Raw genomic sequence first — 23,632 nt, 5'->3', positions numbered from 1 at the left:
CGGCGCGGGACAATCCGCGCCGTTCACATGCGGTCGTGCCGGGTACCGGATCAGGCGCGCGCCCGGTCCTTGACGACAGACGTCTCGCCGGTAAAGCCCTGCCGCGCCAGCACACGGAAGGTGCTGCGAAGCGCGCCGCGATCGGTGTAGCAGCCGCGCAGGTGGCGGCGACCACTATCGGCCACGTAGCCTTCACGGCCATGCACGATCCGGTGGTTGTCGAACACTACGCAATTGCCGGCCTCCGAGCGGAAGCGCATCAGGAACCGCTCCTCCTGCATCATGCGGATGAACTTGAGGAATGCCGGGTAATAGCGGTCCAGAAGCTCCTGCGGCAGGTCCATGTTGTCCTGCAGGTGCTGGGAAATCGTGACCCCAGTCACGTTGCCGTCGAGGTCGGTCTCGATCACCCGCTGATGCGCGCGGTAATCCCAGTTGTCATGCCGGTAGAAGAACGGGATGTAGTGGCGGGACAGGAGATCGAATGCCTCCGGGTCCTCTGCGCGCAGCGCCTCGGCCACGGCCGCGCCGTCGAGAAACAGCGACAGCCCGCCCTCGACGGTGTTCTCCAGACAATGCAGAAACTGCACCCCCGGCGCGGTTTCCTCGCCCGGCAGGTCGGTATGCATTTCCAGCGGGCCAGCGGTGAAGGCGAGGTTGGTCGGATCGATCTCGACCCGGACATCAAAGAACAGCCCCTCCGCCGAAGGGGTGATGGGGCCGATCGCCCTTGCCAGACGCGGCAGGCTCTCGGTGCTGTGCTCCATGTCGTTGACGATTGCGATGCCGTCCTCGATCAGGGCGCGGCTCAGCCGCGCGCGTCCCTCGTTCGTGTCGGTCACCGCCTGCTGGCTGACGCGGACGATGTCGGGCAGGTGGTCGTTGTACCAGAGGTTGCGCGGGATATCCGCAGGATCGTCGACGCGGCCCTTGGCTGCGACCTCTTCCAGCAGGGCGATCGGCACGTGGCTCGCCTGCGCCTCGTCCTGCCAGCCAATCACCACCATGTCGCCATCGACATGGGCAGAGGTCGCACGCGGCGAGGACGACAATTCCGACGTGTCGAACACCCGCTCGCGTGTCTGTGGGTCAATGCAGGAGACACAGGCATCGCGCAGCCAGTAATAATTAAAGTATGCGTGGCCGCCGGGCAACCCGACGACCATGCCATTTTCCTGGAATTCGAACGTGACGTCGCTCATCGGTTGGTCATCCTTTCAGCAATTTCATGGTGTCTCAGGTGGCGTAGGAGTCCGCCTCGGCATCGAGGATCGCGCGGATTTCGCGCAGATGTGCCTCGGCCTGCCCGGGATACTCCTCGAGTTCCCGCGCGGTCTTTTCCGCGATCTCGTCCGACAGCCGCCGCAGGGGCTGCCCGGTCTGAAGCGCGCGTAGATAGGTTTCCGCCGCGCGTTCGAAGTAATAGAGGCGGTTGAACGTATCCGCGACGCCGCTGCCGATGACGAGCAGGCCGTGGTTGCCCATCACCATGACCTTCTTCTTTGGGTCGGACAGCAGTTCGGCACAGCGCCTGCCCTCCTCCTCGAAAGCCAGACCGCCAAATCCGGTATCCACCACATGACGGTCATGGAACGTCGCGGTGTTCTGGTCGATCGGCGGCAGCGTGCTGTCGGCGAGACCGGCCAGCACCGTGGACCAGATCGAATGGGTGTGCATCACGCAGCGCGCATGCGGACAATGGCGGTGGATCGCCCCGTGCAGCCCCCATGCCGTGGGATCGGGCGCCTCCGGCCCCTTGAGCGTTCCGGGATCGTCGGCATCGAGCAGCAGCAGGTCCGACGCGCGGATGCGCGAGAAATGCATCTGGTTGGGATTGATCAGGAATGCGGTGCCGGTCTCGTTCACCGCCAGGCTGAAATGGTTGGCGACCGCCTCGTGCAGGCCAAGCCGCGCGGTCCAGCGAAAGGCCGCTGCAAGATCGGCCCGCTCCTGTGCAAAGCCTGTCCCGGCTTGAGCTTCTGGCGCAAGATCCTCCATCGGATCACTCCGCGGCAAGGGGCTTGGCGCGGCCGGTGGGGAACACCTCGTAGCCGGGCTCCTCGGGCTCGTCATCGACCAGTTCAGCAGGGAAACCCTCTGCCTGAATGCTCAGGCCGGTTGTATCCTCCAGCCTGCGGATGATGTTGGGCGACAACTCGCGGTCGCCGTAGCGGGCGATGCCGTCATCGAAGATGCTGACAAGCAGCGGGCTGATCTCGAGCGGCACATTCGCCGCTTCGGCGATCTTGTGGAACAGGCCGATATCCTTTTTCACTAGGTCCATCGTAAACGAGACATCGCGCGAGCCATTGAGGATCAACTGGCTTTCGGTTTCATGCACGAAGGACGTCCCCGACGAGATCTTCATCGCCTCATACGTGGTGTTGAGATCCATGCCGGCAGCCTTCATCGTCACCAGCGCCTCGCAGCAGGACAAGAGATTTGCGGTGGCCAGATAATTCGTCATCACCTTCAGGATCGAGGCGGTGCCGATCTCGCCGGTGTGCAGCACCCGGCGACCCAGCGCCGTCAGGGTCGGCAACATGCGATCGAACGTGCCGCGATCGCATCCCGCAAAGATCGAGATGTTTCCGGTATCCGCCCGGTGACAGCCGCCCGAGACCGGGCATTCGATGGCCGAGCCGCCATGCGCCTCCACCAGTGATGCGAGGCGCTTTACCTCCTCGGCATCCGTGGTCGACATTTCGAGCCAGATCTTGGTGTCATCGACGGCGGGTAACATCTCTTCAACCACGGCGGCAGAGGCCGCCGGCGACGGCAGGCAGGTGATCACCGCGTCGCAGGCCTGCATCAGCGCAAGCGGTCCGTCTACCGTTGCGGCCCCACGTTCGATGAACTCCGCGACAAGCTCACGGTTCAGGTCGTGAACCGTGAGGTCAAAGCCGTTGCGTAGCAGGCTTCCTGCCAACTTGCCGCCGACATTACCCAATCCGATAAATCCGAGTTTCATCTTGCTGTGCCTTGCCCGTTGTGACCCCTGATGTTCTCAGCAGCATGGCGCAGCACCGGGCGCCCGTAAAACAATGGCATTGCACCCTGAGGGTTCAGTTCCGTTGACAGAAAAGTGGGAAATCAGACCGATTTCATCGGTGGAACGGACTGAACACCTAGGAAATCGAGACAATGACGAACATTCCCGACCACGTCCGCCGAAATCACGAAAGAACCTCCGAGAGGCTAGACGAGGCGCGCGCAATGCTGCGCGCCGTCGAGCAGATGGCGGAGGCTGCAAGGCTGCCCCATTCGCCCGAGACCGAAAGTATCTTTGTTCTGATTACGGCCACGCAAGACCGTTTGTTCGAGGTTGACCAGGCTCACGTTCTCGAATGGGTGGGGCACGGCGGCAAGACGGCCGAGATGATGCTAGAAGAACCCGGTGAGGCCGAGGACGCCCAAGAATGAGCAACTATCCGGACTGCATGTTTGAAGGGCTGGACGCCCTGCACCACGCCGCAGACAGGCCGGAGGATTGCCTGTTCGCTTGGTACGTCTAACATAAGTGACGCTTTCCACAAATCGACGAGGGCCGGGTGGTATTCGCCCGGCCCTTTCTGTAACTGTGAAAACCAAGTGACAAATTCGGTGACAAGGGCAAAATGGAGGACAAGGATCAGCTTCGATCTATCCTTAATATATTGTTTTTATTTCATTAAGTGGCGATCCCGCGAGGACTCGAACCCCGAACCTGCTGATTAGAAGTCAGCTGCTCTATCCAGTTGAGCTACGGGACCGCTGGCCGCCTCTTAGCGCGCGCCGCGGGCGAGATCAAAACCTATTCGCCGAACGGGTCGTCAGGGTAGATCACCCGCGAGAGATAAAGCCCATCGGGCGGCGCCACCGGACCGCAGGCGGTGCGGTCGCGCATCTCGAGCACGTCGCGCACCCGCTCGGGCGGCCACGCGCCCGCACCCACCCGCTCCAGCGTGCCCACCATGCTGCGTACCTGGTTGTGCAGGAACGACCGCGCGGCAAAGTGCAGGTGGATCTCCGGACCTGTCGCGGTATCCACCTCGGCGACCTCGACCGCGTCGAGTGTTTTCACGGGGCTCTTCGCCTGGCAAATCGAGGCGCGGAAGGTGGTGAAATCGTGGTGGCCAACCAGATGCGCCGCGCCCGCACGCATGGACGCGACATCGAGCGCGCGGCGCAGGTGCCACACGCGCCCGGCCTCAAGCGCGGGCGGCGCCCGGCGCGCGACGATCCGGTAGAGATAGCGCCGCCCCGTGGCCGAGAACCGCGCGTGCCAGTCATCGGGCACGCGCGCGCAGGCGGTGATCGCCACCGGCAGGGGCCGCAGGTGGTAATTGAGTGCCTCGCTGAGCCGGAACGGTTCCCACTCGCGCGTGAGGTCACATTGCGCCACCTGCCCCAGTGCGTGAACGCCCGCATCGGTGCGCCCGGCGGCGGCGATGGTGTGCGGCCCCGGCTCCAGCCGCGCAAGCGCGCGCTCGACCTCACCCTGCACAGTCACCTGGTCGGCCTGCCGTTGCCAGCCCGCGAAACGCGCGCCGTCATACTCTACCTTCAGGGCATAGCGGGGCATCGCCGGTCCTCTTGCTTGCACGCGCGTTCGGGCGGCATCCTTGGCGCGAAACCTCCCCTCGGGGCAAGCCGTTTCTGCGTCTTTCCCCCGGTCCCTGCGCGGTGTAAGCCGGAGGCTGACCCATCCCCGGACCGGAGCCCGCCATGCCCATCGCCCTGCCTGATACCACGCTGCTCTTGCAGATGCTGGGCCTCCTGGCGGTGATCGGTGCCTTTGCCGGGGTCTTGGCGGGGCTTCTGGGCGTGGGCGGCGGGATCGTTCTGGTGCCCGCGTTCTTCTACGCCTTCCAGACGCTGGGCTATGACGGCCCACAGCTCATGCAGATGTGCCTCGCCACGTCGCTCGCCACGATCATCGTCACTTCGGTGCGCTCGGTCCTGAGCCATCACCGCAAGGGTGCGGTCGACTGGGATATCCTGCGCGGCTGGGCGCCAGGAATCGCGGCGGGAGCGGTGCTGGGCGTTCTGGTGGCGGCTTCGCTGCGCTCGACAACTCTGCAAGGGTTGTTCGGCGCGCTCGGCATCGTGATCGGGCTCTATCTCGGGCTCGGGCGCGCGCATTGGCGGTTGGGCCCCGTCATGCCCGGCGGGCTGCGGCGGCTGGTGCTGTCGCCCATCGTGGGGTTCCTGTCGGTGCTCATGGGGATCGGTGGTGGCAGCTTCGGCGTGCCGCTGATGAGCCTCTATGGTGTCACGATCCACCGTGCGGTAGCCACGGCAGCAGGCTTTGGCGTGACCATCGCGCTACCGTCGGTCATCGGGTTCCTGTTTCTCACCATCGACCCGGCGCATCGCCCGCCCTTGACCTTTGGTGCGGTCAATTTCGTGGCCTTCGCCGTGGTCATTGCCATGACGCTCGTCACAGCGCCGTGGGGCGTACGGCTCGCGCACGCGATGGACCCCAAACCGCTCAAGCGCGTGTTCGCGGTGTTTCTGACGCTGGTGGCGCTCAACATGCTGAGGAAATCGCTGGGATGGTAGCCGCGCTATCGGAGAAAGGCTGGGCGATCTTCCCGCCCGAACCCGGCGTCGCCGAATGGGCACGCACCGCCCGCGACGCAGCGCTCAAGCGCATGGCAGAGCCCGCACGCCGCGCGGTGGGGCTCGCGTGCGGGGGGACGTGGTTCGTAGGCCTCGACTGCCTACCCAACGACGCGGACGGCAGCGTGGCAGGCGTGCCGCTTGACGGGGCCGCGCGCCGCGCCGCCGAGACCATCGCCGGGTCACTTCCGCTCCACGCGGCGCAGGTCTCGGTGGTCTATCCCGGTTACCCGCGCCCGCGCGACGGCGAGGGCGCGGCGGCATTCCGCTATCGGCAAAAGCGCGACGCCGCGCATGTCGATGGGCTTCTGCCCATCGGACCCAAGCGGCAGCGGATGCTGCGCGAGCGTCACGCCTGGCTGCTTGGCCTGCCGCTGAGCGAAACGAGCGCGGGGGCAAGCCCTCTGGTCGTCTGGGAGGGCAGCCACCACCTGATACGTCGCGCCTTTGCCTCCGCGCTAGACGGCGTCGATCCGCGCAACTGGGCGGATGTGGACCTGACCGAACCCTACCACGCTGCAAGGCGTGAAGCGTTCGAGACCTGCGATCGCGTGCCAATCGTGACCTCGCCCGGGTCCGCCGTGCTGGTACACCGAATGGCGCTGCACGGTGTCGCGTCGTGGGACGCGACCGCCACCGCGCCGCCCGAGGGCCGAATGGTCGCCTATTTCCGCCCCGTATTCCCGGACGACACACGCGACGACTGGCTCACCGTTACCTGAGTCAACTGCGCTTTGGTGCGGGTGAAGGGACTCGAACCCCCACGCCTTGCGGCGCCAGAACCTAAATCTGGTGCGTCTACCAATTCCGCCACACCCGCACGCACCGCCGCGCAGGGCGGGCCCTGCGCGCTCTAGCAAAGACCGGGGGCAGATTTAAGCCCAAATCGCGCGGCCCCTGCCCGCCGTGCACGAAAAAGGGCACGACATCGCCAGATTATTGCCTTAATGTGACAAAAAACTGAGGCAGAAACAGAGCGAGATACGCCATGAAACCGGATACGGTCGGGCGTCCTGACGGCAGAGCTGCCGCCAGCCCCCCATTTCACACGACCGGCCTGTGGGCCGATGGCATCCTGCTGACCGCCACGGGCGAACGCCTGGCCAGGGATTTGCGCCCCGGCGATCGGATCATCACCCGCGATGCCGGAATGGTCACGTTGCGCGGCATCGCGCTGCGGTCGCTGCGCGCGCCGCTGGTTCGCATCCGCGAGGGATCGCTTGGCCACAGGCGGCCCGGGCGTGACGTGCTGTTGCCCGCCGGACAGCCGATCCTGGTGCGCGACTGGCGCGCGCGGGCGCTCTTTGGCCACGATCAGGTGCTGGTCGCCGCCGCGCGGCTGGTCGATGGCGAATTCGTCACCCATGCCGGGTGTGCCACGCTCGATTTCTGCGAACTGGATTTCGGAGAGCCGCATATCCTCTATCTGGACGGGCTGGAAGTGACGAGCGAACCGACAAGCGCGCTCGTCACCTAAGGCGCAAGGCGCTCGCCCTCCTAGAACAGCGCCAGTTGCGCGCCACGTGCGAGCGGCACCTCGAACAGGTCGCAACGCAGCCCGGGCTGCGCCGCATCCAGCCCCAACCGTCGCGCCGCCAGGTCGAAGCGCCGCGCGATCATCCGCGCATACACGCCCTGCCCCCGCATCCGGAGGTGCCAGTCGGCAGAATAATCGCGCCCGCCATGCATCTCGCGCAGCCGGTTCATCACCCGGCCCGCACGGTCGGGGTAGTGCTGCGCAAGCCAGTCGCGGAACAAACCTGACACCTCGCGCGGCAAGCGCAACATGATCCAGCTCGCCGCCGTCGCCCCGGCATCGCGTCCGGCCTCCAGTATCGCCTCGGTCTCTGCATCGCTGAGGCCCGGGATAACCGGCGATACCATCACCCTCACCGGCACCCCTGCGCCCGCCAGCCGCCGAACCGTGTCTAGCCGCCGCGCGGGCGACGGCGCGCGCGGCTCCAGTCGCCGGGCCAACGTGTCGTCCAGCGTCGTAACCGACACGCCCACCTTCGCCAACCCTCGCGCCGCCATATCCGCAAGCAGATCGAGATCGCGTTCGATGAGCGCGCCCTTGGTCACCAGCGCCACCGGATGATTGAACCGCGACAGAACCTCCAGACAGGCGCGGGTGATCCCGTATTGCCGCTCGACCGGCTGGTAGGGGTCGGTATTGGTGCCGATGGCGATCGGGGCCACGCTGTAGCCGCGGGCGCGCAGCTCCGCCTCGAGCCGGTCGGGCGCGTCAGGCCGGGCAATCAGCCGGGTCTCGAAATCGAGCCCCGGCGACAGGCCGAGCCAGGCATGGGTGGGCCGCGCGAAACAGTAGACACAGCCATGCTCGCAGCCGCGATAGGGGTTGATTGATCGGTCGAATGGCAGGTCTGGCGAGCGGTTATAGGAAATTACCCTTCCAGCCCGCTCTTCCGAAACCAGCGTGCGGAGCACGCGATTCTCAGCCTCCGGGCCGGGGTCACCGTCGGCATACTCGACATCATACGCCTCGAACCGGCCAGCGGCGTTGCTCGTCGCGCCGCGACCGCGCGGACGCAGGTCAGCCGGAAGTGTCGGTTCGTGATTCATAGCTGGAAAATGGAACATAACATGAACGAATGCAATATTCCGATAATGATGATGCCGATCTTTCAGTCACACTCGGGCCAAAACGCTGCTACAGGTCGGTTGCGACGCGGGCAGCGTCGCAATTCGGAAAGTCGCGCTGCGACAAATTGACGAAAGAGGCGCAACGTCACCGCGCCCCGCGCGCAGAACAGCCAGGGATTCCCACCATGTCCGACGAAGAAGACGACATCATCCTGTCAGAGCTCGACGACGAGGAACTCGTCCAGCAGATGTTCGACGACCTCTACGACGGTCTGAAGGAAGAGATCGAGGAGGGCGTGAACATCCTTCTCGAGCGAGGCTGGGCGCCCTACCGCATCCTAACCGAGGCGCTCGTGGGCGGCATGACCATCGTCGGCAAGGATTTCCGCGACGGCATCCTTTTCGTCCCAGAGGTGCTGCTCGCCGCCAACGCTATGAAGGGCGGCATGGCGATCCTCAAGCCGCTTCTGGCCGAAACCGGCGCGCCGCGCGTGGGAAAGATGGTCATCGGCACCGTGAAAGGCGACATCCACGACATCGGCAAGAACCTGGTCTCGATGATGATGGAGGGCGCGGGTTTCGAGGTAGTCGATCTCGGGATCAACAACCCGGTCGAGAACTATCTCGAGGCACTCGAGACCGAAGAGCCCGACATCCTCGGCATGTCGGCGCTGTTGACCACCACCATGCCCTATATGAAAGTCGTGATCGACACGATGGTGGAACAGGGCAAGCGCGATGATTACGTCGTGCTTGTGGGGGGTGCGCCGCTCAACGAGGAATTCGGCAAGGCCATAGGTGCCGATGCCTATTGCCGCGATGCCGCCGTTGCCGTGGAAACGGCCAAGTATTTCATGGCGCGCAAGCACAACGCCCTCGCGGCGGGCTGATACGGATCAGCGTGCCATTGCAGACTCCGACGTGCTCGCCGATCGAATTGGCAGGCACGTCGGAATTCCAGCGGTGTCAGGCATGCGATCAGCGTACCGCGACGAGGCGCATGACCGCGACCATGACGATACCGTAGAGGACGTGCCCCACCAGCGCGACCCATGTGATGCCGGTGAAGTTCAGGAAAAAGGGCAGGCCCGCGATCGCCGTGATCCCGCCGATAGCGAAAACCCATAGCCCAAAGCCGTAAAGCACGGCGGGCACGAACCAGCCCCCCCGCTGCCCGACAAGCCGGGACCAGACGGGCCGAAAGATAAAAAGCCAGCCAACCGGGTATCCGATCAGGCCAACCAGGTAGAAGTGCATAAAATAGCCCGCGAAATCGCCATTGGGCAGGCCGAAAGTGCCAAGCAGGCTTCGCGCAAGCCCATGCGGCGACAAGTTGGCAAAGCCGAGAGCGGGGCTGATGATCTGCCCCCAGAGATCGAAGGCGACGGTCGCGACGAGGCCGGAGATGAACATCATTCCCAGGGTTTGGGCGAACCGGGATGGCAAGATGGGTGTGCGATCGGTTGACGAGGTCATGCTGGTCTGTCCTTGATTGTGATCAGAGGTCATAGAAGCCTCGAAAATGACCCTGCCCTGTTCCGACGACAACGCTTTCTTTCTGGCGCACACGAAAAGGTCAAATGCCGTGACGCAGAGCAACCATAGCCTTCCCGATCCCGCGACGCTGACGACGCGCGGGCTGGCCCCTACAGGTCAGGGCCGCATCCTTCTCATTGCCTGCGGCGCGCTCGCGCATGAGATCCTCGCCCTCAAGCGCGCGAATGGTTGGGATCACATGGATCTGCACTGCCTGCCCGCCAAGCTGCACCTCTACCCCGAGCGCATCACAGAGGAGGTGGAGAAGGCCGTCGCACGCCACCGCGACGCCTACGCGCGCATCTTCGTGGTCTATGCCGATTGCGGCACCGGCGGGCAATTGCAGGCGAAATGCCAGGATCTGGGCGTCGAAATGGTTGCCGGGCCCCATTGCTACGCCTTCTTCGAGGGGGTGGACCGCTTCGCCGAGCATGACGACGAGATCACCGCCTTCTACCTCACGGATTTTCTCGTGCGGCAGTTCGATGCCTTTGTGTGGAAACCGATGGGGTTGGACCGGCACCCGGAACTGCGCGACATGATTTTTGGTAACTACACCAAGCTGGTCTACCAGGCGCAAACCGACGACGCGGCCTTACGCGCCCGCGCCAAGGAGTGCGCGCAACGGCTCGGGCTCGACTACGAATACCGCTTCACCGGCTACGGCGATCTGCACACCGCCCTCGCCGTGCAGGCCGCAAAGAGCTGAGGGGCTGTTCTGGAGGGGGTGTCAGCCTTGAGCGGACATCAGGCATAAATTGAAGAGCCGCGCGAGGGCAGGACGCCAACGCTCGCCCAAGACTAGCTGCCCCCGCCGCCCCCTCAACGCAGCCGCGCCGCCGCCTCGATGGTGCCGTGGTCGGGATATTGCAGCAGCACCGCCAGCGGCGCGCCCTCAGGCCAGTCGACATCCAGCCTCAGCGGCTCCTGCGTGTCCCACTCGGCCACCTTGACCAGGTCGGTCACGATGTTGGTATAGGTGATCGTGCGCCCCGCATTCTCGCCGCGCTCGATCTCTACCTTGGCCTTGGGCATGTAGCGAGCGAACTGCACCATCAGCGGCATCTTGCGCGGCCGCTCGGACCGCGCCTCGAGATGCACCTGCCCGCCCTCGCGCCGCACCTGCACTGCGATCCCGTTCTCCTGCGTGGCACGATGCTTGTCGATGAGGTCGGTCACATCGCGATAGCGCGTGCCGACGACGTGATCGGCCCCGTTGACGATCATTTGGGGAGTATAGACCATCTTGCGCCCCGCCGCTGCGGCATAGCCGCGCTGCCGCGCTGTATGTGCGGGGCTGCCGAACGTGTCCTCCCAGCCGATGTAATCCCAGTAATCCACGTGCAGCGACAGCGCCAGCACATCGTCACGTGCGGCGAGTTGCTCGAAAAAGCCATCGGCAGGCGGACAGGAAGAACAGCCTTGCGAGGTATAAAGCTCGACCACCACGGGCCGGTCCGCGGCGAGCGCCGGTGCGGCGAGCATCGCCCATCCCGCCAAAAGGCTGTAAAGGAGGTAACGCATTATCGGATCGGTCCCATTTGGGTTCGGTTTGTTCGGATTTCTCGAATCTAGGCCCTGACCCCGCCCGTGCCAACTCAAGGTTTCGCGAGATCGCGAGCCGGGGGCTGTAACAGCAATCAAATTGTGTGCAATAGTATACAAATTGGCGCCCCACCTCTTGATCGGCGCGGGAATATCGGTCAGAAGCAGGGCAAACGTCATCCAGCCCTGACATGAAAGGACGGCATCCCATGCCTATCACAGTCGGTCAAGACAGCGCAAAGACCCGCAAGACCCTCAGCGTCAGCGGCCAGACCATCGCCTATTACTCCATCGACGCTGCCGAGAAGGCAGGGCTTGGCGACTTCTCGCGCCTGCCCGCCGCGCTCAAGGTGGTGCTGGAGAACATGCTGCGCTTCGAGGACGGCAAGACCGTCACGCTCGATGACATCCGCGCATTCTCCGAATGGGCCGCGAATGGTGGCCGCGCCAATCGCGAGCTGGCCTACCGCCCTGCCCGCGTGCTGATGCAGGATTTCACCGGCGTCCCGGCGGTGGTCGATCTCGCCGCCATGCGCGACGGGATCAAGGCGCTGGGCGGTGACGCGCAGAAGATCAACCCGCTCAACCCCGTCGACCTGGTGATCGACCACTCGGTGATGATCGACGAGTTCGGCAACCCGCGCGCGTTCCAGATGAACGTGGATCGCGAATACGAGCGCAACATGGAGCGCTACCAGTTCCTCAAATGGGGCCAGGGCGCGTTCAACAACTTCCGCGTCGTGCCACCGGGCACCGGTATCTGCCACCAGGTCAACCTCGAATACCTCGCCCAGACCGTCTGGACCGACGAGGACCAGAATGGCGAGACGGTGGCCTACCCCGATACGCTGGTGGGCACCGACAGCCACACCACGATGATCAACGGCGTCGCCGTGCTCGGGTGGGGCGTCGGCGGCATCGAGGCCGAGGCCGCGATGCTGGGCCAGCCCATCTCGATGCTGATTCCCGAGGTTGTGGGCTTCGAGCTCACCGGCGCGATGGTCGAGGGCACCACCGGCACCGACCTCGTGCTCAAGGTGGTCGAGATGCTGCGCAAGAAGGGCGTGGTGGGCAAATTCGTGGAATTCTACGGCGACGGCCTCGACAACCTGCCGCTCGCGGACCGCGCTACCATCGCCAACATGGCCCCCGAATACGGCGCCACCTGCGGGTTCTTTCCCATCGACGACGAGACCCTGCGCTACCTGCGTCAAACGGGGCGCGACGAGGACCGCGTCGCGCTGGTCGAGGCCTATGCCCGCGAGAACGGTTTCTGGCGCGGGCCGGATTACGCGCCGGTCTATACCGACACGCTCAGTCTCGACATGGGCGAGATCGTGCCCGCCATTTCCGGCCCCAAGCGGCCGCAGGATTACGTGACACTCGATCAGGCCGCACAAGCCTTCTACAACGTCGTCGCCGATTACCGTGGCGAGGATGAAAGCCTGGCGGCCCATGACATGGCCGCCGAAGGCCCGGCGGCCGATGCCAACGGCGATCCGCGCAAATCCGCCCCCGTCAAGGGCGAAGACTACAGGTTGCGCGACGGCTCTGTGGTGATCGCCTCGATCACCTCCTGCACCAACACGTCCAACCCCTACGTGATGATCGGTGCCGGGCTGGTGGCGAAAAAGGCCCGCGAACGGGGCCTCACCCGCAAGCCCTGGGTCAAGACCTCTCTCGCACCGGGTAGCCAGGTGGTGACCCAGTATCTCGAGGCCGCAGGGCTTCAGGACGATCTCGACGCCATCGGCTTCAACCTCGTGGGCTATGGCTGCACCACCTGCATCGGTAACTCGGGCCCTCTGCAAAAGGAAATCTCCGATGCCATCGCCGAAGGCGATCTCATGGCCACCTCGGTGCTCTCGGGCAACCGCAACTTCGAGGGCCGGATTTCCCCGGACGTGCGCGCCAACTACCTCGCCTCGCCGCCGCTGGTGGTGGCCTATGCGCTGGCAGGCGACATGAATATCGACCTCACCCGCGACCCATTGGGCCACGATCCCGACGGCAAACCGGTCTACATGAAGGACATCTGGCCCACCCAAAAGGAAATCACCGAGATAGTCGAAGCCACCGTCACCCGCGAGGCGTTCCGCTCGAAATACGCCGACGTGTTCGAGGGCGACGAGAAATGGCAGGCGGTCGAGACCTCGGGAGGCGAGACCTATGACTGGCCGCCACAATCGACCTATGTCCAGAACCCGCCCTACTTCCGCGACATGCCGCCCGAGCCGGGCACCATCTCGGATATCGACGGCGCGCGGATGCTGGCGCTGCTGGGCGACATGGTCACCACCGACCACATCTCGCCCGCCGGCTCGTTCAAGGAAAGCACACCCGCCGGTCAATACCTGCGCGAACGACAGGTGCCGGTGCGCGAGTTCAACTCCTATGGCTCGCGGCGTGGCAATCATGAGGTGATGATGCGCGGCACCTTCGCCAATATCCGCATCCGCAACGAGATGCTCGACGGGGTCGAAGGCGGCTACACGCTCGGACCGGACGGCGAACAGACGTCGATCTTCGACGCCGCGATGGCCTATCAGCAAGAGGGCACGCCCCTCGTCGTGGTGGGCGGCGAGCAATACGGTGCAGGGAGTTCGCGCGACTGGGCAGCCAAGGGCACGGCGCTCCTGGGCGTCAAGGCGGTGATCGCCGAGAGCTTCGAGCGCATCCACCGCTCCAACCTCGTGGGCATGGGGGTTATCCCGTTCGAGTTCACCGGCAGCGATAGCCGCTCGACCCTGGCGCTGACGGGCGACGAGAGCTTCAGCATCTCTGGACTTGCGGATGTGAAACCACTGCAAGAGGTGGGCTGCACGATCACCTATGCCGATGGCACCACGAAGGACATCACCCTCAAGTGCCGGATCGATACCGCCATCGAGAAGGAATATGTCGAGCATGGCGGCGTGCTGCACTATGTGCTGCGCAACCTCGCCAAGTCCGCCTGACCGCTAGGCCCGGGCGTGGGGCAATCCCCGCGCCCGGTCCATTCCCGCATCTTTGGTGATTGCCGGTCATCGCGTGGCGGCCCCTCGAAACCGGCGTGTCCCCGCGCTGTTCCCTATCATCGGATAAGGCTACAGGCATAGCACCGGCGTCCGCATTTCAGAGTGGATCAACACGCGCCTCACCGGCCGTCATGCCCGGACAGGTCCTGTCGTGACGCAGGTAGGCGATGCCGCGCCCACCCGCCTGGGTAAAAAGTGTGCCTGCGGGCTTACCCTCTGGCGTGGTGATCGCGGTACCCACCGGCGCCGCGCCGTGGACCGCGACGAGGGCGAGGCCCTTTTTCAGCTCGGTTTTGTGCTTCATCCGGGCGGTCACCTCCTGCCCGACATAACAGCCCTTGCGAAAATCGACACCGCCCAGCCGCCCAAACCCCGCTTCGAGGATGAAGATGTCGGGCGTCAGCTCGATCCCGGTTTCCGGGATACAGTGCGCCACGCGGATGCGGTCGAAGTCGGTGCCGTCGTCGCCTTCCTCGTCGCCGTAGAGCCGCCAGCCGAGATCGGGGTGTCGCGGATCGGCCAGTGCACCTTCGGGCACGGGGCCGGTGCCGCGGCGCACGCCCTTGTCGGTCTCTGTGATCTGCACGTCGGCGCGCAGCTTATAGAGCGAGAGCCGCTGAATGAGCATTTGCGCAAGGCTCTCGTCCACGTCGAGCCAAATCGCGTCGCCGTGGCGTAGCAGGAAGAAATCGGCGATATACTTGCCCTGCGGCGTGAGCAGCGCAGTATAGACGAGGCCGTCGTCGAGCCGGGAGAGATCGCTGGTCACGAGCCCCTGCAGAAAGCTTTCGGCCTCGCTGCCGGTGATTTCCAGAATGCGCCGTGCCATGCTCGTTCCCTTGCCCGTGAACCCGTAATATAGGGCGAGGATCTGGACACGAAAGGGGGCGTAATGCGCGCCGAGCTATCCGTGATCATTCCCACGCTCGATGCCGGGGACGCACTGCCCGCTTGCCTGGGCGCTCTGTTCGAGGGCGTGCACACGGGTCTCATCCGCGAGGTGATCGTGAGCGATGGCGGCTCGCAGGATGCCACCCGCCTCATGGTCGAGGAAGCGGGGGCGGTAATCGTGACCGGCCCGCCGTCACGCGGGGGGCAATTGCGACGCGGGGCCGAGGCGGCGGGCGGCGCGTGGCTGATGGTCCTGCACGCCGACACGGGGCTGCCCGAAGGCTGGAGCGAGGCGGTGCGCGCGCAGATCGCGAAGGGCGGCGCGGCGGCGTTTCGGTTGCGCTTCGACGCGGGCGGGGTGGCGCCCCGGCTGGTCGCGGGATGGGCCAACCTGCGCACGAGGATGTTCGGCCTGCCCTATGGCGATCAGGCCCTACTTGTGTCGCGCCGCGCCTATCACGCCGCCGGAGGTTACCCGGACATCCCCTTGATGGAGGACGTGGCGCTGGCCCGCGCGCTCAAGGGGCGGATCGCACTCATGCCGCTGGCGGTGACGACATCGGCGGCGCGCTACCAACGCGATGGCTGGCTGCGCCGGGGGGCGCGCAACCTGTGGCTTCTGGCACGGTACTTGTGCGGGGCAGACCCGGCGCGGCTAGCGGCGCGGTATCGGCGGTAGGGGGCAAGGCTGTTTGATCTGCGGCTGCCAATCGGGTCTTGGCGTCGGCGCGACTCACCTCAACGATCGCTCCAGGCCAGTTCCAGACCTTGAACCTTTGCTACGTCTCTCAGAATAGCGGCTTGTGCGTGGCGTTGTACGCGGCCTGGATCGCTTCATGATCGTATTCGGTGGCGATCCAGTCCTCGAAGCCGATGCCGGTTTCGGCATTCCGGGCGGCGAAGCGGTCGAGGATGAAGTCGAGCACGCCGGTGCGAGTCCATTTGAAATGGATGTATTTCACCCCCAGCATCCGCCGCGCCTCGGCAACCGGGCGGCCCTCGATCACCATCAGGTAGATCGCGGCGGCAAAGCCCGCCCGGTCGGCCCCCGATTTGCAATGCATGACAAAGGGGCGTTCGATCTCTCGGAAGGCAGCGATCAACGCCTCGATATTGGCGCGCGGCGCCGCGTCACGGGCCTGCAGCGTGCAGTCAACAAGGCTGAGCCCAAGGCGGCGGCAGCTTTCCTTCTCGGTGAGGTAATGCGCCGCCCCCGCCGCGCCGCGCAGGTTGAGGATGCTGCGCACCCCCTTCGCCTTGAGTCGGACGAGCCGGGCATGGGTAGGCTGGTTCGAGCGCCACACGCCGGGAGCCACGGGAAACTGGTTGGTCCAAACGGTGCGCAGGATCGCATGGTCGAACCACAGGTTGTAGACATGCGCGCGGCGGCGGTTCTCCGGCGTCGAGAGATCGGTGTTGTAAGAGGCGCGCAGCCGACGCTCCCAGTCGGATATCCGTTTGAAAAGGCTCATCGGCGCGGGGGTCTCCGGTCTTCGGGGTCACGCGCGCGCCCCGCCGCCACCGTCTAGGCGACCCGGCCTCGGATGACAAGCCGCACCGGTGCCGATTGACGCCGCCGGGCAGCGGGGTAATGTCACCCGCGCCATCAAGCGGAGATTTCCATGAGCCTTGCCAACGGTCGCGCCTATCTGGCCATTCCCGGCCCCTCTGTCATGCCCGAAGAGGTGCTGCGCGCCATGCACCGCGCCGCCCCCAACATCTACGAGGGCGACCTGATCGAGATGACCGCCGGGCTTATCCCCGACCTGCGCGCGGTGGCCCGCACGCAAGGCGACGTCGCAATCTACATCGCCAACGGGCACGGCGCGTGGGAGGCGGCGCTGGCCAATACGGTCAGCCCGGGCGAGCAGGTGCTCGTTCCGGCCACAGGCCGCTTCGGCCACGGCTGGGCCGAGGTGGCGCAGCTGCGTGGAATCGCGCCAGAAATCCTCGATTTCGGCAAACGCGCGGCGATTGATCTCAACCGGGTGGAGGCGACGTTGCGCGCCGACAAGGACCACGCGATTCGCGCCGTGCTGGCCACCCATGCCGATACCTCGACCTCGGTGCTCAACGATATCGCGGGGCTGCGCGCGGTGCTCGACGCCACCGGGCATCCGGCGCTCCTGATGGCCGACTGCATCGCCTCGCTGGTGTGCGACCGGTTCGAGATGGACGCCTGGGGCGTCGACGTGATGGTGGCGGCGAGTCAGAAAGGGCTGATGGTGCCGCCGGGGCTGGGCTTTGTCTTTTTCTCGGAGAAAGCGGCGGCGGCGCGGGTGCGAATGGAGCGCGTGAGCCGCTACTGGGACTGGACCAATCGCGCCGATCCACAGATGTTCTACCAGTATTTCGGCGGCACCGCTCCAACGCATCACCTCTATGGCCTGCGTGCGGCGCTCGATCTGATCGCCGACGAGGGGATCGAGGCGATCTGGCACCGGCACGAGGTGCTGGCCCGCGCCATCTGGGCCGCCTGCGAGACGTGGGGCCAGGTGGGGCCGCTCGAGCTCAACATCGCCGATCCATCCCTGCGCAGCCGCGCGGTCACCGCGCTCAGGATCGGCGCGCCACACGGCTCGGCGTTGCGGCAATGGGTGCAGGACAACGCGGGCGTGACCCTCGGCATCGGGCTCGGGATGGCCGAGCCGGGCGACCCGGCGTGGCACGGGTTCTTTCGCATCGGGCACATGGGGCATGTGAACGCGCACATGATCCTCGGCGCGCTTGGCGCGATCGAGGCAGGGATGCAGGCACTCAGTATCCCCCATGACCAGGGCGGCGTTGCCGCGGCGGCGGCGGAGGTGGCCCGGGGCTCAACCCTCGCGGGTTAGGCGATCGGCCTTCTTGCGTACCAGCACGGTGCGCAGATCATGCATGGCCAGCAGCAGCGCGTCGGTCACCTGTTCAAGCTGTTCTTCGGTGGCGCGCGACTGAGCCCAATGGGCGGTGGTGTTTAGGTAGTCCACCGCGCGCAGGATGTCGTCGATATCGCGATGTGCGAGAATCTCCTGCCGCTCCGCCATCCACTCACGGATTGCGGCGAGATCGGCCTCGGTCAGTTCGCGGTCGCCATGCGGCTTGATCTCGGACTTGCGGATATTGACCACGGCGATCTGGTCCATGTCGATACGCCGCTGGCGGTTCTCGGTATCCACGCGAAACACGAAGGCGCCGTTCTCGCGCACGCGGAAATAGTATTCCGGCAGATCGCCCGCCATATGCCCCTCTTACCGCAGCCCGGCGCAGAACGCCTGTATCCGCCCACACGCCTCGCGCAGCGCTTCGTCGGCGGTAGCGTAGCTGACGCGGAAGTTCGGCGAAAGCCCGAAGGCCGCGCCAAAGACTACGGCGACGCCCTGCTCTTCGAGGAGGGCTGTGGCGAAATCCTCGTCCGTCTCGATCCGCGCGCCACCCGCGCTCGTCTTGCCGATCAACCCGGCGATCGACGGGTAGACATAGAAGGCGCCATCGGGCACCGGACAGTCCACCCCCTCGATCTCGTTCAGCATCGAGACCACGAGATCGCGGCGACGGCGGAACACCGCGTTGTTCGCGGCGATGAAATCGTGGCTACCGCTCAGCGCCTCGACGGCGGCCCATTGGCTGATGGTGCAGGGGTTCGACGTCGATTGAGACTGGATCTTGCGCATCGCGGCAATCAGGTCCTCGGGTCCGGCGGCATAGCCGATGCGCCAGCCGGTCATGCAATAGGCCTTGCTCACGCCGTTGCAGGTGAGGGTGCGGTCGTAAAGCCCCGGCTCGACCTGCGCGGGCGTGCAGAATTCGAACCCGTCATAGGCGAGGTGCTCGTACATGTCGTCGGTCATCACCCAGACATGAGGGTGGCGCATCAGCACGTCCGTCAGCGCCCTGAGTTCGTCCCAGCTATAGCCTGCCCCGGTAGGGTTGCTGGGCGAGTTGAAGATGAACCAGCGCGTGCGCGGCGTGATTGCGGCTTCGAGCGCCTGCGGGGTCAGCTTGAACCCGGTCTCGATCCCCGCGGGCGCCACCACCGGCTCGCCACCCGCCAGCAGCACCATGTCGGGATAACTCACCCAGTAGGGCGCGGGGATCACCACCTCATCGCCCGGGTTCAGCGTGGCCATGAGCGCGTTGTAGAGAATTTGCTTGCCGCCCGTGCCGACACTGACCTGCGCGGGCGTGTAATCAAGCCCGTTGTCGCGCTTGAACTTGGCGCAGATCGCCTGCTTCAATTCCGGGATGCCATCGACGGCGGTATACTTCGTCTTGCCCTCTTCGATGGCTCGGATGCCCGCCGCCTTGATGTGGTCGGGCGTGTCGAAATCGGGCTCGCCCGCGCCAAGCCCGATCACGTCGCGCCCGGCGGCCTTCAATTCCTGCGCCTTGGTGGAGACGGCGATCGTGGGCGAGGGCTTGACGCGCGCAATCGTCGCGGAGAGGCGGGACATGGTCGGCTCCGGTTTGAATTCACTTCCCAAATCTCTTAGGGTGCGCGCGAGTTCCGTTCAAGAACGATCACCGGAAAGGAAGAGCATGACCACCGAGCAAGACGATAGCTGGTTCGACCCCGAAGCGACCACCTTCGGGGACCGCGTTGCGGGCGCGCGCGAGCGCGCAGGCATGAGCCAGAGCGATCTGGCCAAACGGCTCGGCGTGAAGCTCAAGACGCTCAAGGGCTGGGAGGACGACCTCTCCGAGCCGCGCGCGAACAAGCTGTCGATGATGGCGGGGCTGTTGAACGTGTCGCTGCTTTGGCTGCTCTCGGGCGAGGGCGAGGGGCCGGATTCGCCCACGATGGGCGACCTGGAACCCGATATTACCGGGCTTCTGACCGAGATCCGCGACATCCGCACGCAAATCGCCTATTCCACCGACCGGTTGGGGCGGCTGGAAAAGACGCTGCGCGCGCGCCTGATGGAGCAGGCCGGTGAATGACGAGCCGCGCGAGCACCGTTTGCGGCGCCTCGCCATGCGGGCCAATCGGCGTGGAATCAAGGAGATGGACATCATTCTCGGGCGTTATGCCGGGGCGCGTCTTGAACATCTTGACGCGCCCACGCTCGACCTGCTCGACGCGCTCCTGTCCGAAAACGACCAGGACCTCTACCAATGGGTGACCGGGCAAAGCGCCCCGCCCGGTCGCTTCGCACCACTGGTCGAGGACATCGCGCAGGTGGCATGCGCCGGGAAATAGAGCGGATTTTAGGCTTCTGCTGCGCGATTTAACCGAATATTGGCGGTTTTGTCCGAGTCTCTCTCGCGAATGGTCCGCGACGGAGACATCCATGAGCTTTCACAGCCCCCTGAGCACACGGCCCGCGCCCGGTGCCTTCATCGCCGGGTATCTCGACGCGCTGTCGCTGGTTGAGCGGCTGCACCGCCTGCTGCTCGACGTCATCAAGGACGAGTTCGAGCGCGTCGGCATCCTGGAGATCAACGCCGTTCAGGCGCTTCTCTTGTTCAACATCGGGGATCACGAGGTGACGGCGGGCGAGCTCAAGTCGCGCGGCTATTACCAGGGCAGCAATGTCAGCTATAACCTCAAGAAACTGGTGGAGTCCGGTTACATGCACCACCAGCGCTGCGAGGCGGACAGGCGGGCGGTGCGCGTGCGCCTGACCGAGAAGGGGCGCGGCATCCGCGACGTGGTCGCGGCGCTGTTCGAGCGTCACGCTGCGGGGGTGCAGGAGCGCGGGGTGTTGGGCGAGGATGGGCTTGACCAGGTGACCGGCGCGCTCAGGCGGGTGGAACGCTACTGGAGCGACCAGATCCGCTATATCTATTGAGCGGGCAGCGCGCCCAGCACGATATCGCTTATCTCGCGAAAGAGCTTGCGCGCCATGGCGCGCCGGAAATCCTCGAACCCGTCCGCCACCTCGAGAAATGCGCCGGGCCCGCGCAGCACCTCGTCGCGATAATGGCGCAGCACGGCTGCGTCATGGCCGAGGATCACCAGACCATTCACTGTTATGTTTTGAAAGGGAAAATGCCTATAGGCCAGCGCCGGGGCGAAGCCCTCGTTGTTCACCCCGTCGCCCGACACGTCGATAACCCGCCGCGCGCACTCGGGGGCGCGGGTCATCACCTGCGCGCCATAGCCGAGCGCGGAGCCGAGTGCGGTGGGAAATTCCGTGGTCGAGCGCTCCATGCCGGCCAGCAGGGCCGCCGCGCGGGTGATGTCGGCGTGGCTGCGCAAGATGGTCCAGTCGAGATGCAGCTTTTGCTGGTCGCGCCCGCTCCACTCGTAGACCGCCAGCGCCACGTCGCCCTCGCCCCTGAGGATCGCGTGGCGGATGTCCGGGGCGTCGAGCGCCGCCGCTAACCCCTTGCGTTGCAAATCATATTCCTGCGCATCGACCGAGGAAGACACGTCGAGCGCCAGCACCAGCGCGAGGCGGCAGGCCGCCTCGGCGGGGGCCGCGAAAAGGCCCGCGAGCAGGGCCGCCCATCTCACCAGTGGCCCACGTTCTCCATGCTCGCCCAGGGCTCGGCCGGGGCGAGCGCCTCGCCTTCCTGCAACAGCTCCACCGAGATGTTGTCGGGGCTGCGCACGAAGGCCATGCGGCCGTCGCGGGGGGGGCGGTTGATGGTGATGCCGTTGTCCATAAGGTGTTGGCACATCTCGTAAATATTGCCGACCGAATAGGCGAGGTGGCCGAAATGGCGGCTGTCCGACGGCAGGCCCTCGTCGCCGTCCCAGTTCCAGGTTAGCTCCACCGGGCATTCCTCCTGCCCCTCGGGAGCCATGAAAACAAGGGTGAAACGCCCGCCCTCGTTGTCCCAGCGGCGGGTCTCTTTCAGGCCCAGAAGGGAGAAGAATCGCATGGTGGCGTCGAGGTCCTTTACCCGGACCATCGTGTGCAGATAGCGGATTTTCATCGGATTTCTCCTGTCGGTATCGCGTCGGTATTTTGTCGGTATCGCGTCGGTGCGATCTCACGGGGGCAGGATAGGGCCTGTGGCCCGCGTGTCGAGGGCAAAGCGAATCCGGCTGACACACCCGATATCGGCTTGGCCCGAGGCCCACCCGCAAGATATAGTGGAGATCGACTCGCCCCATCCCCGAAAGGTGCCGCCATGCCGCTGACCCCGGAACAACAGGCCGAAATCGATGCCGCCCGCGCCGAGCCGCGCGAAACCCTGCGCGCCATATCGCCGGGCATGGAGGCGCATCTCTATACCGCGCACCCGGTGCTGGATCACGGATTCGTGCGGGTGATCGACTACATGGGCGACGATGCCGCCATCTGCCAGGCGGCGCGGGTGTCCTATGGGCGGGGCACGAAATCGGTGAGCAATGACGAGGGGCTGATCCGCTACCTGATGCGGCACTGGCACTCGACCCCGTTCGAGATGTGCGAGATCAAGCTGCACGTCAAGCTGCCGGTGTTCGTGGCGCGGCAGTGGATCCGGCACCGCACGGCCAACGTCAACGAATACTCTGCCCGCTACTCGATCCTGGACCGCGAGTTCTATATCCCCGCTCCGGACGCGCTGGCCGCGCAATCGACCACCAACAACCAGGGGCGCGGGGCCGCGCTGGAGGGCGAAGAGGCCGAGCGCGTGCTGCGCCTGCTGCGCGAGGACGCGATGCGGTGCTACGACCACTACGAGGCGATGATTTCGGACGAGGGGCAGCAGGGGCTGGCGCGGGAGTTGGCGCGGATGACCCTGCCCGCCAATATCTATACGCAATGGTACTGGAAGGTGGATTTGCACAATCTGCTGCATTTCCTGCGGCTGCGGGCCGATGTCCACGCGCAATATGAAATCCGCGTCTATGCCGATGCGATCTGCAAGATCGTCGCCGACTGGGTGCCGGCGGCCTATCGCGCCTTCGAGGATTACCGCATGGGGGGTGCCACGCTCTCGGCCACCGCTCTTGATTGTGTACGGCGGATGGTGAAGGGTGAGGAGGTGACGCAGGAAACCTCCGGCATGTCCAAGGGGGAATGGCGGGAGTTTGTGGGGGTGATTGGGGGGTAAGTTCTTACGTGTGGATCAAACCAATATGAATGCAAGCCAGCTATCCTATGAGCTAGCCGTTAAGCAGCTGAATCTTCAAAGAGAAGATCTGCGCAATGTACGGAGCCAAGCTGCATTTGCTGCTGCGGTTGCCGGATTAATTGCGACTGTATTTTCCAGTATGGTCGGAGCAAGAGACGTTAGTACTCTACTTAGAGGTGAAACATTCATTGGTCTCAACTTGCAGAGTATACTGCTATTTTTGTGTTTTGGTGGTGCCGTTGCCTATGCCATACGCGTCCAAACAAATTGGCAACAGGTTACATTTGATCTGAATCCATTGTTCGTAATTGAGAAAACTGAACGACTACCGGCTGGCGCCGGTAGGATCAGCGATGTGCTGTTCCAGGTACTGAAGTACGATGTCTTCGGTGATGGCACCGTTAGTGGTTGAAAAGTACCCTCGCCCCCAAAACCGGCAGCCC

Annotated in this window: 27 protein-coding genes and 2 tRNA genes; 14 read left to right on the top strand and 15 right to left on the bottom strand. The window is 64.8% G+C overall.

Going from position 1 to position 23,632, the window contains the following annotated elements; all coding sequences use genetic code 11:
- Nucleotides 1-50: 50 nt before the first annotated feature.
- The 3 genes from C6W92_RS11265 to C6W92_RS11255 are packed head-to-tail and all read right to left on the bottom strand — an operon-like array spanning nucleotide 51 to nucleotide 2,971.
- Entirely contained in the window at nucleotides 51-1,202 is a 1,152-nt protein-coding gene (locus C6W92_RS11265) for a TauD/TfdA family dioxygenase (protein ID WP_129433133.1), read from the bottom strand.
- A 34-nt stretch (nucleotides 1,203-1,236) separates the two neighbouring features.
- The gene (locus C6W92_RS11260) at nucleotides 1,237-1,998 is read right to left on the bottom strand and encodes a class II aldolase and adducin N-terminal domain-containing protein (RefSeq protein WP_129433131.1); all 762 of its coding nucleotides are present in this window, start codon (nucleotides 1,996-1,998) and stop codon (nucleotides 1,237-1,239) included.
- Nucleotides 1,999-2,002: 4 nt separating this feature from the next.
- Nucleotides 2,003-2,971 carry an NAD(P)-dependent oxidoreductase gene (locus C6W92_RS11255; RefSeq protein ID WP_129433129.1) on the bottom strand — a complete coding sequence of 323 codons (969 nt, stop codon included), beginning with the start codon at nucleotides 2,969-2,971 and terminating at the stop codon, nucleotides 2,003-2,005.
- Between the two features lie 245 nt (nucleotides 2,972-3,216).
- Here C6W92_RS11255 and C6W92_RS11250 point away from each other — a divergent pair, with 245 nt between their 5' ends.
- Nucleotides 3,217-3,423 carry a hypothetical protein gene (locus C6W92_RS11250; RefSeq protein ID WP_129433127.1) on the top strand — a complete coding sequence of 69 codons (207 nt, stop codon included), beginning with the start codon at nucleotides 3,217-3,219 and terminating at the stop codon, nucleotides 3,421-3,423.
- A gap of 252 nt (nucleotides 3,424-3,675) precedes the next feature.
- On the opposite strand, the gene C6W92_RS11245 is transcribed toward C6W92_RS11250, so the two are convergent.
- Together C6W92_RS11245 and truA are read right to left on the bottom strand one after the other, a co-directional pair.
- Nucleotides 3,676-3,752: transfer RNA gene (locus tag C6W92_RS11245), tRNA-Arg, on the bottom strand.
- A 41-nt stretch (nucleotides 3,753-3,793) separates the two neighbouring features.
- A complete protein-coding gene (gene truA / locus C6W92_RS11240; protein WP_129433125.1) occupies nucleotides 3,794-4,564 on the bottom strand; it encodes a tRNA pseudouridine(38-40) synthase TruA in 771 nt (256 codons plus the stop codon).
- Nucleotides 4,565-4,707: 143 nt separating this feature from the next.
- Between truA and C6W92_RS11235 the strand changes: the two genes are divergently transcribed.
- Complete coding sequence (locus C6W92_RS11235) at nucleotides 4,708-5,544, top strand: sulfite exporter TauE/SafE family protein (RefSeq protein WP_129433123.1); 837 nt, start codon at nucleotides 4,708-4,710, stop codon at nucleotides 5,542-5,544.
- Nucleotides 5,538-6,326 (top strand): hypothetical protein, encoded by a 789-nt coding sequence (locus C6W92_RS11230; RefSeq protein WP_129433121.1) that lies wholly within the window; start codon nucleotides 5,538-5,540, stop codon nucleotides 6,324-6,326. Before C6W92_RS11235 ends, C6W92_RS11230 begins: the two co-directional genes overlap by 7 nt.
- Nucleotides 6,327-6,339: 13 nt before the next feature.
- Here C6W92_RS11230 and C6W92_RS11225 read toward each other — a convergent pair.
- Nucleotides 6,340-6,424 (bottom strand) — tRNA-Leu (locus tag C6W92_RS11225).
- Between the two features lie 168 nt (nucleotides 6,425-6,592).
- Here C6W92_RS11225 and C6W92_RS11220 point away from each other — a divergent pair.
- Entirely contained in the window at nucleotides 6,593-7,081 is a 489-nt protein-coding gene (locus C6W92_RS11220; protein WP_129433119.1) for a Hint domain-containing protein, read from the top strand.
- A 20-nt stretch (nucleotides 7,082-7,101) separates the two neighbouring features.
- Here C6W92_RS11220 and C6W92_RS11215 read toward each other — a convergent pair whose 3' ends face one another.
- The gene (locus C6W92_RS11215; RefSeq protein ID WP_241691143.1) at nucleotides 7,102-8,187 is read right to left on the bottom strand and encodes a PA0069 family radical SAM protein; all 1,086 of its coding nucleotides are present in this window, start codon (nucleotides 8,185-8,187) and stop codon (nucleotides 7,102-7,104) included.
- A gap of 206 nt (nucleotides 8,188-8,393) precedes the next feature.
- Between C6W92_RS11215 and C6W92_RS11210 the strand changes: the two genes are divergently transcribed.
- Nucleotides 8,394-9,098 (top strand): B12-binding domain-containing protein, encoded by a 705-nt coding sequence (locus C6W92_RS11210; RefSeq protein ID WP_129433116.1) that lies wholly within the window; start codon nucleotides 8,394-8,396, stop codon nucleotides 9,096-9,098.
- Between the two features lie 88 nt (nucleotides 9,099-9,186).
- Here the strand turns inward: C6W92_RS11210 and C6W92_RS11205 are convergent, their stop codons facing one another.
- Nucleotides 9,187-9,684, bottom strand: coding sequence for a hypothetical protein (locus C6W92_RS11205; RefSeq protein WP_129433114.1), 498 nt, complete (start codon nucleotides 9,682-9,684; stop codon nucleotides 9,187-9,189).
- A 109-nt stretch (nucleotides 9,685-9,793) separates the two neighbouring features.
- On the opposite strand from C6W92_RS11205, the gene C6W92_RS11200 reads away from it, so the two are divergent.
- Nucleotides 9,794-10,453, top strand: coding sequence for a DUF1638 domain-containing protein (locus C6W92_RS11200; RefSeq protein ID WP_241691142.1), 660 nt, complete (start codon nucleotides 9,794-9,796; stop codon nucleotides 10,451-10,453).
- Nucleotides 10,454-10,566: 113 nt separating this feature from the next.
- On the opposite strand, the gene C6W92_RS11195 is transcribed toward C6W92_RS11200, so the two are convergent.
- Nucleotides 10,567-11,268, bottom strand: coding sequence for a DUF1223 domain-containing protein (locus tag C6W92_RS11195; protein ID WP_129433111.1), 702 nt, complete (start codon nucleotides 11,266-11,268; stop codon nucleotides 10,567-10,569).
- Nucleotides 11,269-11,498: 230 nt separating this feature from the next.
- On the opposite strand from C6W92_RS11195, the gene acnA reads away from it, so the two are divergent.
- A complete protein-coding gene (acnA, locus tag C6W92_RS11190; protein WP_129433109.1) occupies nucleotides 11,499-14,246 on the top strand; it encodes an aconitate hydratase AcnA in 2,748 nt (915 codons plus the stop codon).
- A gap of 157 nt (nucleotides 14,247-14,403) precedes the next feature.
- Here acnA and C6W92_RS11185 read toward each other — a convergent pair whose 3' ends face one another.
- Entirely contained in the window at nucleotides 14,404-15,135 is a 732-nt protein-coding gene (locus C6W92_RS11185; RefSeq protein ID WP_129433107.1) for a folate-binding protein YgfZ, read from the bottom strand.
- Between the two features lie 63 nt (nucleotides 15,136-15,198).
- Between C6W92_RS11185 and C6W92_RS11180 the strand changes: the two genes are divergently transcribed.
- Nucleotides 15,199-15,876 carry a TIGR04283 family arsenosugar biosynthesis glycosyltransferase gene (locus tag C6W92_RS11180; protein ID WP_129433105.1) on the top strand — a complete coding sequence of 226 codons (678 nt, stop codon included), beginning with the start codon at nucleotides 15,199-15,201 and terminating at the stop codon, nucleotides 15,874-15,876.
- A 109-nt stretch (nucleotides 15,877-15,985) separates the two neighbouring features.
- Here C6W92_RS11180 and C6W92_RS11175 read toward each other — a convergent pair whose 3' ends face one another.
- Complete coding sequence (locus tag C6W92_RS11175; RefSeq protein ID WP_129433103.1) at nucleotides 15,986-16,669, bottom strand: tyrosine-protein phosphatase; 684 nt, start codon at nucleotides 16,667-16,669, stop codon at nucleotides 15,986-15,988.
- Nucleotides 16,670-16,819: 150 nt separating this feature from the next.
- Between C6W92_RS11175 and C6W92_RS11170 the strand changes: the two genes are divergently transcribed.
- On the top strand, nucleotides 16,820-18,031 hold the full coding sequence (locus C6W92_RS11170; RefSeq protein WP_129433101.1) for an aminotransferase class V-fold PLP-dependent enzyme: 1,212 nt from the start codon (nucleotides 16,820-16,822) through the stop codon (nucleotides 18,029-18,031).
- Here the strand turns inward: C6W92_RS11170 and C6W92_RS11165 are convergent.
- Nucleotides 18,014-18,418, bottom strand: a complete 405-nt coding sequence (locus C6W92_RS11165) for a hypothetical protein (protein ID WP_129433099.1) — start codon at nucleotides 18,416-18,418, stop codon at nucleotides 18,014-18,016. The two genes, C6W92_RS11170 and C6W92_RS11165, sit on opposite strands and share 18 nt — an antisense overlap.
- Before the next feature lie 9 nt (nucleotides 18,419-18,427).
- A complete protein-coding gene (locus C6W92_RS11160) occupies nucleotides 18,428-19,630 on the bottom strand; it encodes a pyridoxal phosphate-dependent aminotransferase (RefSeq protein WP_129433097.1) in 1,203 nt (400 codons plus the stop codon).
- An 85-nt stretch (nucleotides 19,631-19,715) separates the two neighbouring features.
- On the opposite strand from C6W92_RS11160, the gene C6W92_RS11155 reads away from it, so the two are divergent.
- The 3 genes from C6W92_RS11155 (at nucleotide 19,716) to C6W92_RS11145 (ending at nucleotide 20,968) form a co-directional block, all read left to right on the top strand.
- Nucleotides 19,716-20,117, top strand: a complete 402-nt coding sequence (locus C6W92_RS11155; protein ID WP_104018607.1) for a helix-turn-helix transcriptional regulator — start codon at nucleotides 19,716-19,718, stop codon at nucleotides 20,115-20,117.
- 34 nt (nucleotides 20,118-20,151) lie between these two features.
- Nucleotides 20,152-20,376 carry a succinate dehydrogenase assembly factor 2 gene (locus C6W92_RS11150; RefSeq protein WP_129433228.1) on the top strand — a complete coding sequence of 75 codons (225 nt, stop codon included), beginning with the start codon at nucleotides 20,152-20,154 and terminating at the stop codon, nucleotides 20,374-20,376.
- 91 nt (nucleotides 20,377-20,467) lie between these two features.
- Nucleotides 20,468-20,968, top strand: coding sequence for a winged helix DNA-binding protein (locus tag C6W92_RS11145; RefSeq protein WP_129433095.1), 501 nt, complete (start codon nucleotides 20,468-20,470; stop codon nucleotides 20,966-20,968).
- Here the strand turns inward: C6W92_RS11145 and C6W92_RS11140 are convergent.
- Both C6W92_RS11140 and C6W92_RS11135 read right to left on the bottom strand, forming a co-directional pair.
- Nucleotides 20,962-21,636 carry a DUF1194 domain-containing protein gene (locus C6W92_RS11140; RefSeq protein ID WP_241691141.1) on the bottom strand — a complete coding sequence of 225 codons (675 nt, stop codon included), beginning with the start codon at nucleotides 21,634-21,636 and terminating at the stop codon, nucleotides 20,962-20,964. The two genes, C6W92_RS11145 and C6W92_RS11140, sit on opposite strands and share 7 nt — an antisense overlap.
- Nucleotides 21,633-22,061, bottom strand: coding sequence for a VOC family protein (locus tag C6W92_RS11135; protein ID WP_129433093.1), 429 nt, complete (start codon nucleotides 22,059-22,061; stop codon nucleotides 21,633-21,635). Before C6W92_RS11135 ends, C6W92_RS11140 begins: the two co-directional genes overlap by 4 nt.
- Nucleotides 22,062-22,259: 198 nt before the next feature.
- On the opposite strand from C6W92_RS11135, the gene thyX reads away from it, so the two are divergent.
- Together thyX and C6W92_RS17715 are read left to right on the top strand one after the other, a co-directional pair.
- Nucleotides 22,260-23,168 (top strand): FAD-dependent thymidylate synthase, encoded by a 909-nt coding sequence (gene thyX / locus C6W92_RS11130; RefSeq protein ID WP_129433091.1) that lies wholly within the window; start codon nucleotides 22,260-22,262, stop codon nucleotides 23,166-23,168.
- Nucleotides 23,158-23,601, top strand: coding sequence for a hypothetical protein (locus tag C6W92_RS17715; RefSeq protein ID WP_164989219.1), 444 nt, complete (start codon nucleotides 23,158-23,160; stop codon nucleotides 23,599-23,601). The genes thyX and C6W92_RS17715 overlap by 11 nt, the downstream gene beginning before the upstream one ends.
- Nucleotides 23,602-23,632 lie beyond the last annotated feature (31 nt).

Origin of the sequence: Roseovarius sp. A46 (genome assembly GCF_004126395.1) — a bacterium.
Taxonomy (GTDB): Bacteria; Pseudomonadota; Alphaproteobacteria; order Rhodobacterales; family Rhodobacteraceae; genus Roseovarius; species Roseovarius nitratireducens.
The sequence above is the reverse complement of the archived record's forward strand: the minus strand, read 5'-3'. Positions and strand labels throughout refer to the sequence as shown.

Bases quoted from the DNA above. Each gene is read 5' to 3' on its own strand.
- C6W92_RS11265 (WP_129433133.1), bottom strand. From the start codon at position 1,202: ATGAGCGACGTCACGTTCGAATTCCAGGAAAATGGCATGGTCGTCGGG.
- C6W92_RS11170 (WP_129433101.1), top strand. From the start codon at position 16,820: ATGAGCCTTGCCAACGGTCGCGCCTATCTGGCCATTCCCGGCCCCTCT.
- C6W92_RS11150 (WP_129433228.1), top strand. From the start codon at position 20,152: ATGCGGGCCAATCGGCGTGGAATCAAGGAGATGGACATCATTCTCGGG.
- C6W92_RS11230 (WP_129433121.1), top strand. From the start codon at position 5,538: ATGGTAGCCGCGCTATCGGAGAAAGGCTGGGCGATCTTCCCGCCCGAA.
- C6W92_RS11205 (WP_129433114.1), bottom strand. From the start codon at position 9,684: ATGACCTCGTCAACCGATCGCACACCCATCTTGCCATCCCGGTTCGCC.
- C6W92_RS11260 (WP_129433131.1), bottom strand. From the start codon at position 1,998: ATGGAGGATCTTGCGCCAGAAGCTCAAGCCGGGACAGGCTTTGCACAG.
- acnA (WP_129433109.1), top strand. From the start codon at position 11,499: ATGCCTATCACAGTCGGTCAAGACAGCGCAAAGACCCGCAAGACCCTC.
- C6W92_RS11165 (WP_129433099.1), bottom strand. From the start codon at position 18,418: ATGGCGGGCGATCTGCCGGAATACTATTTCCGCGTGCGCGAGAACGGC.
- C6W92_RS11135 (WP_129433093.1), bottom strand. From the start codon at position 22,061: ATGAAAATCCGCTATCTGCACACGATGGTCCGGGTAAAGGACCTCGAC.
- C6W92_RS11220 (WP_129433119.1), top strand. From the start codon at position 6,593: ATGAAACCGGATACGGTCGGGCGTCCTGACGGCAGAGCTGCCGCCAGC.
- C6W92_RS11250 (WP_129433127.1), top strand. From the start codon at position 3,217: ATGCTGCGCGCCGTCGAGCAGATGGCGGAGGCTGCAAGGCTGCCCCAT.
- C6W92_RS11160 (WP_129433097.1), bottom strand. From the start codon at position 19,630: ATGTCCCGCCTCTCCGCGACGATTGCGCGCGTCAAGCCCTCGCCCACG.
- C6W92_RS11195 (WP_129433111.1), bottom strand. From the start codon at position 11,268: ATGCGTTACCTCCTTTACAGCCTTTTGGCGGGATGGGCGATGCTCGCC.
- C6W92_RS11155 (WP_104018607.1), top strand. From the start codon at position 19,716: ATGACCACCGAGCAAGACGATAGCTGGTTCGACCCCGAAGCGACCACC.
- C6W92_RS11255 (WP_129433129.1), bottom strand. From the start codon at position 2,971: ATGAAACTCGGATTTATCGGATTGGGTAATGTCGGCGGCAAGTTGGCA.
- C6W92_RS11145 (WP_129433095.1), top strand. From the start codon at position 20,468: ATGAGCTTTCACAGCCCCCTGAGCACACGGCCCGCGCCCGGTGCCTTC.
- C6W92_RS11180 (WP_129433105.1), top strand. From the start codon at position 15,199: ATGCGCGCCGAGCTATCCGTGATCATTCCCACGCTCGATGCCGGGGAC.
- thyX (WP_129433091.1), top strand. From the start codon at position 22,260: ATGCCGCTGACCCCGGAACAACAGGCCGAAATCGATGCCGCCCGCGCC.
- C6W92_RS11235 (WP_129433123.1), top strand. From the start codon at position 4,708: ATGCCCATCGCCCTGCCTGATACCACGCTGCTCTTGCAGATGCTGGGC.
- truA (WP_129433125.1), bottom strand. From the start codon at position 4,564: ATGCCCCGCTATGCCCTGAAGGTAGAGTATGACGGCGCGCGTTTCGCG.
- C6W92_RS11210 (WP_129433116.1), top strand. From the start codon at position 8,394: ATGTCCGACGAAGAAGACGACATCATCCTGTCAGAGCTCGACGACGAG.
- C6W92_RS11175 (WP_129433103.1), bottom strand. From the start codon at position 16,669: ATGAGCCTTTTCAAACGGATATCCGACTGGGAGCGTCGGCTGCGCGCC.
- C6W92_RS11185 (WP_129433107.1), bottom strand. From the start codon at position 15,135: ATGGCACGGCGCATTCTGGAAATCACCGGCAGCGAGGCCGAAAGCTTT.
- C6W92_RS11215 (WP_241691143.1), bottom strand. From the start codon at position 8,187: ATGAATCACGAACCGACACTTCCGGCTGACCTGCGTCCGCGCGGTCGC.